Source organism: Mariniblastus fucicola, from assembly GCF_008087665.1.
GTDB lineage: Bacteria > Planctomycetota > Planctomycetia > Pirellulales > Pirellulaceae > Mariniblastus > Mariniblastus fucicola.
Genome location: NZ_CP042912.1, coordinates 408,248 through 424,264, shown reverse-complemented (window position 1 = coordinate 424,264; position 16,017 = coordinate 408,248). Strand labels below are relative to the sequence as shown.

Genomic DNA, 16,017 nt, shown 5'->3' with positions numbered 1-16,017 from the left:
CGGTCACGCCGCAAAACAAAATGACAATTTAATACGAGTCAGATTTTAATGAGCGCTCTTAAAGCCGTTTCCGACGCGATCCGATCCATCTTTGTATCTTCGCGGATCTCTTCCGATTCGCATCGTCGCAAGTTCCAGCCAAACTCACAGCAAACGAATCTGCAGATCGATCAACTTGAGCCACGCATGATGCTCAACGGCGATGCTGGCGAAGTTCTCTTTCAAGCCGGATTCGAAGACGCCAACGTCTCCGCTGGGCAATTTGCCTTCTTCCAGAACGTATCCGGATTCACAGCCACGGCCCGGTCCGTGGAAATCCAGAACAACCATCCCGCTGTCGGTCCGGCGTCAGAAGGGCAAAAGCATTTGGAGCTTGATGGCAAGAACGGAATCTTCGTCAACATCGACGACATCCAGGCCGCCGCTCTGACCGTGGAACTGGACTACTCGCCGCGAGCAGGAGCCAGCCTGAACGAAAACACGATCGAAGTCGTCTGGAATGGCGACGTCGTTGAGACGCTTGCCGCCGACGGAACTGGCAACAGCACAACGCAGTTTCAAGCGGTCAGCATCGACTTGCCGATCGATGGCGGATCGACCGCAGGTCGACTTGAGTTTCGCAGCAAGTTCTCGGGAGGCCGTGGACTCGGTGGATTGATGGATGACGTTGTCGTCACCGCAGAACTGAATCCAATCGCCATTGATAATATTCCAGACCAGGAAGTTCAAATCGATGCATCGGTCAACGTCGATGCAGACTTGCTTCCGCCAAACACGAACGCTTCCGACGTTGAATTCGAGCTGGTGAAAGCTCCTGTCGGTGCAGCGCTCGATCCTGACACTGGAAGGTTCCTTTGGAATGCCTCCCAGCAAAACATCACGGCGACAGAGAACCGTGAGACCGAAACGGTTGTCGGTCCCAAACAGACGATCGTCTTCGCGGGCTTTGAAGACGTGAATGTTGCCAGCGGGGACTACGGGTTCTTCAATCGAGTTTCCGGTTGGGACGCGACAGCCAGGGCAGTGGAAGTCCAACACAACCACCCCGCGGTGGGTCCGGCCTCTCAAGGAGGCCAGCATCTGGAGCTTGATGGTCGCAACGGGATTGCTCGATCGTTTAACACCGTAGAAGGCGATCTGTATGAGTTGACATTCGATTTCTCGCCTCGTGCCGGCGCCGACGCGGAAACCAACGCGATCGAAATCCTCTGGGACGGCAACGTCATTCGCGAAATTTCCGACGATGGTACAAACAACAGCTCAACGAACTTTCGCACCGTGACGGTGAACCTTTCACAGTTCTCCGGTGATCAAACAGAACTTCAGTTTCGCAGCAAAAGCCGCGGCACAACGCCCGGATTCGGCGGGTTGATCGACAATGTGCGCGTCACCAGACGTCAGGTGTCGACCACCACGCCCGACAACCCGTTCGAGGTCATCATTCGAGCTTCGGATTCGACCGGGCGCAGCGACATCGAACAGTTCAACATCACCATCAATGAAACGCCGATCCAGCAAGCTCCGGTCTTTGATCCGATTCAGAATCGCACGATCGACGAGCTGGATTCGGTCGCCTTCAACCTGACGGCAACCGATGCCGACACGCCGAACAATGAACTGCGATACGAAGCGGTTCGCATTCCGATCAATGCCACGCTCGACCCGGTCACTGGCGAGTTCCGCTGGGAAACGAATGAGTTTTCGGGCGGCTACTTTTTTAACATCGATGTAAAAGTCACCGACACCGATGGACTCTACGATCAGAAACGGTTTCGAATCGTCGTCAATGAGGTGAACCGTGATCCATCGATTGAGATGATCAATGATCTGACCATCGCGCGCGACGCGTCTCTTTCGATTCAAACATTAGCCAATGATCCCGATCGACCCAATGACACACTGGTGTTCTCGCTGACCAATTCGCCCACTGGAGCGACAATTTCTGACAGCGGCGAGATCTCCTGGACGCCGTCGGCGGCTCAACTCGGCAGCAGCGATCCGTTCGAATTCATCGTTCAGGTTGCTGACGGCAAAGGCGGGCAGGTATCCGAATCCTTCGAAGTTTTGATCGACAATCAAACACCGGTTTTGGATTATATCGAAAACCGCGAGATCGACGAACAGGAACCGTTGGAAATTCGACTGACTGCCTCCGATCCCAACGGCAATGATGACGACCTGGTGTTTGAACTGATCCGCGGACCCGTTGGCTCTTCGCTCGACCCCGAAACGGGAATCTTCCGCTGGACGCCAAATGAATACGCCGGAGCCGTCGATTTTTTCAACATTGACGTAAGAGTCAGCGACACCGAAGGCCTGTCGGATTCTCAGCGATTTCGTGTGATCGTCAATGAATCGAACGTCTTGCCCGTGCTTCAATCCATCGAAGACATGTCCATCGAAGCCGGACAGAGCATTTCCATACAAGCCGTTGCAACGGACAGCGACGTACCAATGGACACGCTGACATTCGATCTTACCTCAGCACCCGACGGAGCCACCGTTTCTGATGATGGCCTGATCCAGTGGTCTCCGGCCAGCAGGATTGCAGTAGGAACCTTTGCGTTCACGGTACGAGTCCGCGACGGGAACGGCGGAAGCGCTGCCGAGTCATTCAATGTCACCGTTGGCGACGCGACAGATACGCTGACGCTATTTGAGAATGATGACTTCCTAAGCACGCAATCTCGCGAGGTCGTTGTCGGCCCAGATGCAAAGTCTCTGAGCTTTCAGTTTGCACCCGAATTCGATACCGCCGCGAACTTTGTCAATGATGCTTTCGAAGTCGCGCTCGTTGATATCAATGGTCAGCCATTGGTGCATGGATTCAATTCCGACCGCGAAGCGTTTTTCAATTTGACCGAAGGCGAATCTGCCGCGGTTGGCGTCAACACGATCCTGGCCGGCGATACGGTTACGCTGGACCTGTCTCACATCGCCGAAGGAACGGTAGCGAATCTGGTTTTCCGACTGGTGAACAACGACGGCGACACGCAAACCAAAGTCACGATTTCGAATATCGAAACCAGTGCTTCCGAAATTGACACTCCGCTCGGCGCCTCATTCGCCAACAACCGTCAAACGAATTCCCCGGTGGACTTCACGTTGTTGCAAGACGTCACCGAAAGCTTCACGGCCCGTTTCGGTCAAACTTCTTTTAACGAACAGAGCGACGCCCTGTTCACGAACATCGCTTTGACCAATGTCGGACGCATCGCAGTTTCCGGTCGCATTCTGGCCGTGATCAAGAATCTCTCTGACGTACAAATCGCTTTCATCGAGCCTGATGGGCGATTGCCGGACGGGCGTTTCTACATCGACGTGACTTCAGAAACCGGACAGGTTGCTCCTGGTGATACGGCGAGAACGCGTGACTTCCAATGGCTCAATGAAGCCAACGAAAAGTTCCAGTTTGAACTGACGTTGCTGGCAGAAGTCAACTCAGCGCCGACTGGATTTTCATCGACTCCGCCAACGATCGTCGAAGCCGGGAGTGAACTCAGCTACACCGCCATCGCCATCGATCCGGACGAAGGACAGGCTCTGCGATACAACATCACACGTGGCAATGAAGCCGTTTCGATCGATGAAAACAGTGGCGTACTCTCCTGGAACCCAACGGCTGACAACATCGGCAACAATCGCATTACGGTTCGCGCGACCGATCCGTTTGGACTCTTCACGGAACAGACCTTCACTGTCGAAGTCGTCGAGTCGCTCCAGAATCGCCCACCCGTGTTCACAACCGATCCAGTGGTTGAAGCAACAGCTTCAAGCGGTTTTGAAATCACGACGTTGGCCACAGGAGACAATCCAAACGGCGTCGGTGTGATCAGCGGATTCCAGGGCCCGCGGATCGTCACGATCAATTCCGATGATCAAACTGTTAGCGTCCACGAGGGAACTGGAAACGAGCGCTTCGACGACGAAACGACTTACTCAACCGGCGAACCGGAACAAACGGGCAACGTCATTCAAGGCGGCTACAACGTCGATGTTGGTTTGCCGTCGTTCATCAACAGCACTGACGTGAACGACATATTTGGTCTCGACCAGGCTGACTTCAACGGCGACGGAATCCTTGACTTGGCTTCCTTGACCTACCACCGGTCAAACGTGACTCGCGATGGATACTTTCACAATGTCGTTATTAACTTCGGTGACGGCGATGGTGGATTTGGTGAGCCGATCATCGTTGAGCAATTTAATTTCACAGCAAAGCTTCCTTTCGAGAACTTTACGGTCGCCGACCTCAATGGTGATGGCACAGCGGACTTGGTGTGGAGCCGATATACACAGTCGTTTAGCGGCACTCCTTTCTTTGCTCTCTACACGATTCTTGGAAACGGTGACGGAACCTTTCAGTCGACCGTCGAGACGTCTGAGGGATCAGGAATTAGCGATTTCAGAGTCGTTGACCTGGATCAAGATGGCAACCTGGACTTGGTCGGCCGGCGACAATTCGTTGACGACATTGGATGGCTGGAGGGCAATGGTGACGGAACATTTGCTGAGTTCGTCAGCCTAAACTCTGATCCAGACGATTCGTATACCTTTATTCGCAACGACACAAGCCGCGGGTTCCAGATCCTCGATCTCGACGGCGATGGAGACAAAGATATTGTTCAAGCTCGCCGTGGCGACAGGGGAATTCAAGTTCTGACAAACGACGGCAGTACGAACTTCATCGAAACGGATGTAATTGGTGCGTATCCCCAAGGCGGCTTTTCCTACTACCAGGCATTGCAAGTCGCCGACTTTACTGGAGACGGATTTCTGGACCTGTTTTACACGCAGTACTCTGACTCACATTACTATCTTGTCAAAGGAACTGCCGACGGATTTGAATCAGAAGTTCAGGAAGCCACCCTCAACAGGCAGCATTATGGAGCTGGCAACCCGGCGGGAAGCGATCGGCCGATCGACATTGATGGCGACGGAGACCTGGATTTGTTAATCGGCTCAACGATTGGCTCGGCGCTGGGGGATTCGCCAGATGAAGCACGAGTATTGTTGAACGACGGAACTGGATTCTTTACGGACACCGGATTCTTCGGAGCCATCGATCCGAATGGACAGCCAAACCAGGACAACCAGGACAACTACGGCTTCGTTGCTGGTGTCCTGTCGGGCGACTACAACCGGGATGGGATTTCCGACCTGGTGTTCTACGAAAACGGAACTGGCCAGTACGGAGTGACCGCTTTCAAAAACGTAAGCGTCGTGCTGGGGACTCGACCGGGCGAATTTGCTGCAGGTCGAACGTTCGACAATGGCGAACCTGCCGCTGGAGATATCGAAGTCGTTCCAGGTGATTTCAACAATGACGGAAACATCGACTTGTTAACGCTTGGCGGTGGAATGATCAGGCTTGGCAATGGCGATGGCACGTTTGCCGAACCTTTTCAAGCGACTCCTGGCCGCGTCGGTGATCACGCGGTTTTGACCGACTTCAACAATGACGGAAACCTTGACATCATGATGGCGGCCGGTGGTCGTGGATCAGGAACCATCGCGGGATACCATCAAGTCCTGTTGGGAAATGGCGACGGAACGTTCGAGCAATCCTATCTTGAATTGACTGCAGCGTATCAATACGGCTCCGCAGTGGCCAGAATCGCAGATTTCAATGGCGATGGTTACCAGGACTTCATGACCAAATCTGGACTTTATGGAGTTGTCGAGACCCTGCTTAACGATCCGGCCGATCCCGGATCATTCAATCTCTCCTACGTGATCGACCTGGAGGCCAATCTTGGACTCGCAATGGATATCGGAGACTTCGATGAGGATGGCATCGTCGATTTTGTAAACTTCGAACGAGCAGACAACATCACTCGATTGCAAACGTATCGTGGCGTGGGCGACGGAACTTTCGAGTTGGTCTACGAAAAGGTGGAACCGATTACTTCACTTGAGTTGGCATCACATACGGGAGATGTAAATAAAGATGGTCACCTGGACTTGGTCACTTTCAGTGGCAACGGCAACATGGTTCACTTGGGCAACGGCGACGGCACGTTTCAAAATCCGAGTTTCGTTTATGTTGACACGCCTATCAATCTCTATGGCTCAAAACTGACGAAGCTCATTGATTTCAACGAAGATGGAAATCTCGATCTGGTTCGCGTTCACGGCTCTGAAGTGGTCAACATCAACTTGGGATTCGGCGACGGAACTTTTGCAAAACCGGAACGGTATAACTTTGCCAGCCACTACGGAGATCCCCAGTTTGCGGACATAGACCACGACGGGCACCTGGATTTAATTATGCGACCAAGTACAGCGAGCATTTTTATCAGCCGTCAACTCAATGTCCTCTACGGATCGCGCGATGGTTTGGTTGATGTTCTGACCGTTGACCTCAACGGCGACGGCAACGAAGAAGTCCTGGCGATCAATGAAGACAACGATCGGCTGAAGATTTTCGTGGGTGACAATCTTGGTGGACTGACGCGGATAAAGGATGTTTTGGTTGGACGTGCGCCGCAAACCGTTGCTGCAGCCGACCTGGATGGTGACGGAACGCTGGAGTTGATTACCGCAAACCGCGCCGGAAGCTCGATCTCGGTTTTGACTGGCGATTTGGAATCTGGCTACGCCGTCGTCGACTTCGATGTCGATGGTGCTCCGGTTGACGTTGAAGTTTCAGACATTGATGGCGACGGCGATCAGGATGTCGTTGTCTTGGATGAATTCAACAACGCTCTTTGGGTGTTCACTGGCAACGGATCGACAACCCTGGATGCACCTGTGGCGGTTTCGCTCGGCGATGTAGCGAGTAAGTTTGTACTTGCCGATGCAAACAATGACGGCACAATTGACGCTGTTGTCACTCTTCCTGAAACGAATCGCGTGATGATCGTCGGTGGAATAGGCTTCCAGCCTGTGGACGCGCCAATTTACGTTTCTACCGAATCTGCTCCAAGCGACGTCGCAGTTGTCGATCTCAACGACGACGGCAATGTAGATCTGGCGATCACGCTTCCTGAAAGCAACGTCTTGAGTGTGCACTACGGCTTGGGCAACGGTCAATTTGCGCGAGCTCAGCAGATCGCCGTTGGTGATACTCCGACACGTGTCACGACTGCCGATGCGGACGAAGATGGCCGCGTCGACTTGATCGTAGCCAACTCTGGCGACAATACAGCCAGCGTGATCTTCAATCGCTTTGATCCAAACGAAGTCTACCGCTACGACGCGGATGCAATCGATCCCGATGGTGACGATCTTGAGTACTCAGTTGTCGATGGTCCTGGCGGCCTTTTCATCGACAGCACCACAGGTGAAGTAGTTTGGGCTGCTTCACCCGATCAAGTTGGCCAGCACACAGTGACCCTTGAAGCCAACGATGGCAATGGTGGCGTTGCGACTCAGCAGTTCATCATCGACGTGCAGCCATCCACCGAAAATTCTGCACCGCTGATCGCGACGGAACCAGTGGCTACGATTGGAGCCAACGAATCGTTCGAATACCAGGTCAACTCGATCGATGACGACAACGATTCGTTGCGTTATCGAATCATCGATGGGCCAGAAGGCGCGACGATTGATCCGGTAACGGGGTTGCTACGGTGGGATGGTAGAACCGACGCTGCGATTCAACTTGGCTATGGGGGCGTGTATACGCAAGGAAACATTACCATACCGGCTGACGAGTCACTTCAGCCGGAAAACATTTCGGTTGAGGGTTGGTACAACTTTCACGAGTTGACCGCCAGCAACGGGCGGATGACTTTGATCAAGCAGGACTATCAAGCCAACTTTGGTTATGGTCCGTTCACCTATCACCTTCAAATGCGTGGCAACCAGGATTTGGTTCTGGAATTTGACTATGAGAATGGAGAAGGTTTTGAAATCGTGACTCCTTTTGTCGCCGAGACCGATCGCTGGTATCACTTTGCTTTCACATTTGACGATGCGACACGCGAGGCTACGATCTTTGTCGATGGAGAAGCAGTTGCATCTGAAATCGCGCCGCAGTCCTTGCATTTCACTGGCTTTGACTCGCAAGTTGGGCAAGGCATCAGCGGTTTCGAAACCTACGCAACGATCGACAACTATCGAATCTGGAATGTCGCCCGCTCTGCTGCGGAAATTCAGGAAGGACTAACGCGGCAATACGAAGACAACGATCAAATCGTGCTCGACTACCGATTCGAAGACGACAATACGATTTCCGTCCGCGATCATTCCTCCTTTGAGAACACAGGACTACTAACTCCCGCCGGCACGCGCCCGACTCCTGTTCCGGGTTTGGCCAATGCGGGCGTTCACTCGTTCACGATCGGTGTTGAAGACGGTCGTGGCGGAATGACGACGCAGACGTTTGACGTTGAGATCGTCGCGGAACTTCGCGGCGAGATTTCTGGAACCATTTTTGATGACACTAACGGCGACGGCATCCAGAACGACGGCACCAACGCGGCGGCTGAAAATGGCTTGGGCAATTGGCTGGTGTTCCTGGACGACAACGACAACCAGTTCGCCGATCCGGACGAAATCCAAACCACGACCGATGCCGATGGAAACTTCCAGTTCGCCGGATTGTTACCGGGAGACTATCCCGTTCGCGTCGCGCCGGTTGCAGGATTTGAAAGCGTTGAACTTCAAAACGTGAACGTAGCCGCCAATACGGACTCGACTATTGACGTTGCCGCATCACAGCTTCCGCCAAGCCAAATCCAGGGACAGCTGCAAACCGAAGACGGGACTTCAATCGGATACTGGAAAGTCTATGCTGACCTGAATGAAAACGGCGTTCGCGATGCCGACGAGCCTATGTCGACGACCGACCGTGACGGAGTTTTCTCGATCGCGGGTCTCGATGCCGGAACCTATAACTTACGAGCCGACTTGCCGGCCGGATGGGTTGAATCCGCGGACGGCGGACTGGAGATTGATCTTTCCGCCGATACGATTTCAACAGGCAATGATATTGTCGTCGCGCCAACGAACACTTCTGTGACAGGCGGAGTGCATTTTGTTTCTACTGCTCCGACGACGGTCGAAGCCAGAGAGGTCTTTCGATATGCGTCGGTAGCGACCGGGATTTCGGATCAAGCGATCGCGTATGACATCTCGCTTGGCCCTGACGGACTGTCGATCGATCCGAACACAGGGCAAGTCGCGTGGCGTCCCACGATCGATCAAGTCGGAGAGCAGATTGTGATCTTGCGAGCTACCGCTGCGGACGGCTCGATCGCCCTACAGAGCTTCACGGTCAATGTCGCCGCACCCAATTCGGTCCCCGCGATCACGAGCGTTGCTCCAGCATCTGGTTTCGTCGGCAAAGCATTCGTCTATGACCTGGTGGTTCAGGATGCGGAACGAGACGAGCTGTCCTTCGCGATTGTTTCTGCTCCAACAGCCACGACCATCGACGCGAATGGCCGGCTTCTTTGGAATCCGGGTTCCGGCGACATCGGCAACGTCGCATTCGAGATCGAAGTCAGCCATTCGGCTGGCAACGCAGTTACACAAGCCTTCACTGTTGTCGTCACCAACGATTCGCCAGCGACAACTCCGTTCATCATCGTCGATCCACGCTCCGAAGTCGGCCTTGGCCAAAACTACGTTGCCAAAGTTGGCGGCACCGATCAGCTGAATCGCACGTTGCAATGGTCGCTTGTTTCTGGTCCGACGGGACTCAACGTTGAACCAGACGGGTCCTTGCGTTGGACGCCCGGTTCGGCTGACTTGGGTGAGCAAACGATTGAGCTGCTGGCCTCCAACCTGGATGGCGAAACAGAATCGTTCGAGTTCACGCTTTCAGTAGTCGGACGGCCTGTCATCGGAGCGCCGGTTATCGAATCGAGTCCTCTGTCGTCTGCCGTGATTGGCAACGAGTACCGATACGACCTGAGTGTGAACGATCCTGACGGCGACGTGCTGTCTTTTGAATTGGTGAACGCTCCGCAAGGCATGAGCATCGACGCGTCTCGCGGCACGATTCGTTGGACTCCCGCTAGCGATCAGCTTGGCGAGTCCGATGTGACGATCGAAGTCACCGATCCATATGGCGCTTCGACGACTCAAACTTTCACGCTTAAAGTAACGCGTGCCGGCGGCCCACCGGTCATTGCTTCTACGCCGACAACGGAAGTCAACGTTGGCGGTTCGTTCCTTTACTCAGTCGTCGCACGTGACGCCGAAGGAGATCCGCTAACGTATCGATTGCTCGAAGCACCAGACGGCGTTTCGATCGCGGAAACAACCGGCGAAATTAACTGGACGCCAACCGCGGGGCAGCTGGGCCAACAAACGATCATCATCGAAGTCAGCGACGGATTCGGCGGCGCTTCCACGCAAGCGTTTTCTGTTTTGGTTGGCGATGGCGTCGTGAACTTGCCGCCACAGATTGAATCAGAGGCTCCTCGATTCACATCCGTAGGCAGCGACTATCAATATCAGATCACAGCGAACGATCCGGAAGGCACAACTCTGTCCTACTCCGTTAGCCGCGGACCTGCTGGCTTGGCCGTTGATGAAAACGGACTCGTTTCGTGGACTCCGGTAGCAGGACAGACTGGGCAATCCGTGGTGACGTTGGTTGTGACCGATGCCGGTGGTGCCAGTTCAATTGAATCGTTTGAATTGGACGTGCTCGCAGAGAATCGCGTACCGGTCACCAACAGTTTCGCGCCCGCAGAGCACTTCGCTGGCGAAGAATTCCAATACGACTTGTTGGTCAACGACGCCGATTCTGATCCGTTGCAATTCGAGTTGATCAGCGGACCAGACGGCGCAACGATCGACACCTTCGGCCGCCTTCGCTGGGCTACCAACAATGATTTGATTGGCTCGCATGACTTCGAAGTCCGTGTCACCGACCCGCGTGGCGGCGCAACGACTCAATCGTTCACGCTCGAAGTCGTCGCAGACTCCGTTGCTCCGATCTTGCTGCTTTCCGATCTTAACAACGAAGACGGTCGAAACATTCTGCCGTGGCAGGGTCCGATTCGGGTGTTCGCAAGAGCAACCGACAATGTCGGCATTGCGTCGTTAACGCTGACCGCGAATGGCGTCGACATTCCGCTCGACGCCAATGGACAGGCTGCCTTTGAATTTGAAGACTACATCTTCAACAACATCAACTTGGTCGCAACCGCCGTCGACGTCAACGGAAACGTCACGACCAAATCCATTGACGTCGATTTCGATTATCCAGAAGGTTGGACGGGCCTTGGAGCCGAAGAAATTCCAACCGCAGCGATCACGAGCCCAGCAGAAGCCGGAACGGTTGTTGGATTCGCATCGATCGTTGGTACGGCAAACCATGAGAACTTCGGTTCGTATACGTTGTCCTATCGCCATTTCGATGATTCAGAATTCACGACGATCACCACCAGCGACACTGCGGTTGTGAACGGCGAGCTTGGCGTTTGGGACACATCGCTGTTACGCAACGACGAATACGTTTTGCGTCTAGAGGTCGAATCGGGCAACGGTGTTATGAATGTTGCCGAGCAAAACGTTGGTTTGGCTGGCGAGTTGAAGCTCGGTAATTTCCAGTTGCAGTTCACCGACATGGTGGTTCCGGTCGCTGGCATTCCGATCCAGATCACGCGAGTCTATGACACCTTACAGGCCGACGTTGAAGGAGAGTTCGGTTACGGCTGGCGACTTGAGTTCCGCGACACAAACCTGCAGGTTGGGCTGCCGAAGAGTGGCCTCGAAGACATCGGAATTTACTCTGCCTTTCGTCCCGGCGTGAAGGTGTACCTGAATATCCCCGGAGAAGGCCGCCAAGGATTCACATTCAACCCAGATATCAGAGTCTTGCCGGGTTTGGGAGGCGATGATCTTGTTGTTGCACGTCCGCATTTCACGCCTGATCCAGGAGTCACCGCGACGCTATCGACTGGCGCCAACGGCTACCTTCAAGTCAACGAACGTGGTGAACTCTACGGACCGGGCAACATACCCTACAACCCAGCAGCGCCCAATTTTGGCGGATCCTATGAACTGACAACCGACAGTGGAATCGTCTATCGAATTAATGGTGCCACAGGCTTGTTGGACATGGCTACTGACCGCAACGGCAACGCGTTGAACTTTACAGACGACGGCATTGAGAGCGATGGGATCGGGTCGTTGATTTCGATTCAACGCGACAACCGGAATAGAATTACGTCTATTGTTGATCCGGCAGGCGAATCGGTCGACTATGAGTATTCCACAGTCGGTGACCTTGTACGTGTTACAGATCGCAATGGAAATTCAGTGGACTACCAATACGATGCAACTCACTTCCATTTTCTGTCAAGCATATCGGATCCGTTGGGACAGGAGGTGTTGCGCACTGAGTACGATGATGACGGTCGACTCAACCGCACGTTCGATGTCAACGGCAATGAGCTTGAGTTGAGTTTCGATCCTGAGAACCGACTGCAAGAAGTTACCGACCAGTTTGGCAGAACGAGCTTTATCGAGTTTGATTCGTTGGGCAATCCAGTTGCAACGACAGACGGCTTGGGCAATCGAACAGTTCGAACGTTTGATGCGTTTGGCAATTTGACTTCGACGTCCAACGCCTTGGGCGACACAACAACGCTTGTTCTGGACGGTCGCGGAAACGCCCTGCAATCGACCGACCCGATGGGGAACGTGAACTCATACACGTACAACGGTTTCGACCAGGTCAGCTCGATGACCGACGCATTGGGCTCAACGACTCGATTCGAATACGACGATCGTGGAAACCTGATCGCTGCAACGGATGCGGCAGGTAACACAACGACTTTGGTTCGTGACCAGCAAGGTAATGCCATCCAGACCACAGACGCGTTGGGACGAACATTTCTATCAGATTTCGACGACTTGGGCCGATTGGTCAAGATGACATCAGCGGAAGGCATCGTTCAGCGATTCACGCACGATGCCAATGGCCAGATTACCATATCGGAAGTGCTGGGAACCGATGGCGAGACGGCAAGCACATCGTCGACAACTTTCGACGCCAATGGAAATCCGACGTCGATCACCGACGGCGAAGGAGGGCTTTCCAAATTTGAGTACGATCAACTTGGGAACCTGATCCGACAAATCGATCCTCTTGGCGTGGAAACAACCAGCGAGTTCTTTGCTGATGGCACGGCGAAATCAGAGACCGTGGCGGGACTGACCATTTTCGACTCCGAGCTGGATGAATCGACTGGATTGCTCAACAGAATCGAGGGCTTTGACGGCAGCATCACCTCGTTTGAGTTTGACGCTGCGGGTCGGCCAGTGACCCGATTTACCAGTGACTCTGACAACAACGCAGAGCCAATCCAAACAGATTTTATTTACGACGACATTGGAAGATTGGTCAGTGCCAACGTTGGTGACGAAGAGATTTTCAATGCTGACTTTGACGCCAATTCTGCTTTCAATGGGCTGACTGGCGTCCAGGGCGACTCGACCATCGCGGAGAAAGATGCTCTGGGCAACACGACTCGGCAAACGATCAACGGAAACAATCTTGACTTCACATACAATGAACTTGGCCAAGTCACGAGCGTAACGAATACCAGCACCGGTGTGTTTGGATATGAGTATGATGCTGTCGGACAGCTCATTCGCGTCACCCAGTCCGGTAATGTCGTGTTTGAGTACAGCTACAACAACGATGGACTCTTGTCGTTGACTCGAGATGGCGAAGGATTCGAATCCACGTTTGCGTACAACGAACTTGGGCTGATTTCGAGTACGACGGACGCCAACGGAAACACGACTCGGTACGAGTACGACGATGCTGGACGTCGCACGGCGGTTGTCCGGCCAGATGGCAGTCGACTTGAGGACCGGTTTGACTCATCTGGCAGACTCATCGAAAGCACAAATGCCGATGGTAGTGAACTGTCATTTGGATTCAACGATTTCGGGCAGATCACCAGTCGTACAGACGGTGACAACAACGAGGTCAGCATCGAATACGACGAACAGGGCCGGCGGTCGCGCGTTTTCGAGTCATTCGGCGAGGTAGCCTATTCTTACGACGACCAGGGCAGATTGCTACGACGCGATGACCCAACAGGCGGGTTCATCGAGTATGCGTACAACGGCAGCGGGCTAATCGCCAGCGTTTCGACTCCCGGTGCACAAACAGAGTACACTTACGATTCTCAGCGACGTCTTGAAACAGTTGTCGAAGATGGTGACGTTCTGGTCACTTATTCTTACGACCAATTTGGTCGACTGTTTACTACCGATCGAGCCAATGGCACGACCGAAACGATCTCTTACGATGCATTTGGTTTCATCAAGTCAATCGTAACACTTGATGATTCGGGCGTCGCGGTGCTCTCTCTGGTTTACACTCGAGACGATCGCGGCTTGATTGTTCGGGAAGTTCGAGATGGCATGAGTACAATCGAATATAGCTATGACGATCGAGACCAGCTAATTCTTGAACAGCACTTTGTCGCAGAGTCTCCAAACTTTGAGATCAGTTACAGCTACGACGGCAATGGAAATCGCTTGATTCTGAACGACTCGCGCAGTGAATCAATTGCCTACACCTACGATTCAAGCGACCGTCTGACTGAAACGGTTCAGGGCTCTGTCACGACAGCATTCCAATACGATTCCAACGGAAACCTGATCCTTGAGTTTGTCGACAGTAACAATCAGACTCAATACGACTTCAATTCACTTGGACGGCTAGTTGAAGTCCGGAGGATCACGAACGGGATCACCGAAACAACACAGTACCAGTACAATGTCGATGGAATTCGCGTATCTGAGACTGTCGATGGAGTGCAACGGTATTTCATTTTTGACTCCAATGGCCAGTTACCGGAAGTCGTCGAAACATACGATGCTTCAGGGAACACATTGTCAACAACCACATTCGGAGTCGGCTTGCTTGCCGAAACACGAAACGGCGAGCAACGATTTCTGCATACCGACGACATCGGTTCGGTCCGCTTTGTCACCAGCGAAAACGGCAACGACTCGCAAACCATCGACTATTCCGGATTTGGGGTGTCGATCGAGGATCTGCCAACAGGAATTGAGCGAGGATTCCTGGGCGAAGAGATGGACGCTTCGGGTGGGCTAATCTATCTGAGAGCTCGCTACTACGACACGTCGACAGGGCGATTTATCAGCCGGGACCCCGTCGAGGGCGATCCGTTCCAACCGGCAACTCGCTACGACTACGCGTACGCACTTAACGATCCCCGGAACACGATTGACCCAACTGGGCTGACGACTTTAATTGAGCAAATCCAGACAAACCAAATCCGCAGCAGTTTGATCGCGATCGGTTTGGGGCAGGGTCTTGTAAGTGCGATCGGAATCGCTCGGGGAGAGTCGATCAAGTTTGAAGGCGACACCGTTACGGTCACGATGAAATTTCTTGGTCTCGACGATGCTTCAGTCACCATAGGACTTTTGCAAAGCGATGCTGACCTTCAAACCAATCGTGCAGGCGTTGCGTTAACAATTGTATTGGCCGAGTCCTTCGGAAAGAGCTTTTCGGCCCGCGAAGCTCAAAACAAACGACGCAACAACCGGCAAGCAAACGCAGTTCTCGACAATTCGAGAGACCATTTCGGACGCGCCAGTAATGCCGCAGTCGATGAAGCTTTACAAATCAATGCATTGCCTTCAGAATTCGCGTCCGTCCTGTCATCGTTTTCGTTTGGAGATACGACGCTGTACTCGCCAGCATTCTTTGGAAACTCGGGCGCTCAGTTTAACGGAGCCTTCCTCAGCGCAAGTCTCTCAGCCGGAATATCGCTCGGTCTTACAGGCCGCTTCAAGAGCCTCGCGGAAACCTTGGGACTAAGTTTCGACTTCTCATTTGGGGCCCAAGCAACGATTCAGGGCTTTGGACTGGGAGCAAGCGTTCCATTTTTCAATGGTGGTGACACGGGAGTTGGCGCCTCCGTGATCCAACGAGGCAACGGCCCAGACATTTCCGGATCAGCTGAGGCCTCAATCGGGATCAGTATCTCTATCCCGTTTGACGAGGTGACCGTGAGACCAGACGTGGGCCCATAGGCCTTCTGCACAATTCTGCACTTC

General features: G+C 53.4%; 1 protein-coding gene. It reads left to right on the top strand.

Going from position 1 to position 16,017, the window contains the following annotated elements; genetic code table 11:
* Positions 1-48 precede the first annotated feature (48 nt).
* Entirely contained in the window at positions 49-15,993 is a 15,945-nt protein-coding gene (locus tag MFFC18_RS01610) for a putative Ig domain-containing protein (protein WP_075084892.1), read from the top strand.
* The last annotated feature ends 24 nt before the right edge of the window (positions 15,994-16,017 follow it).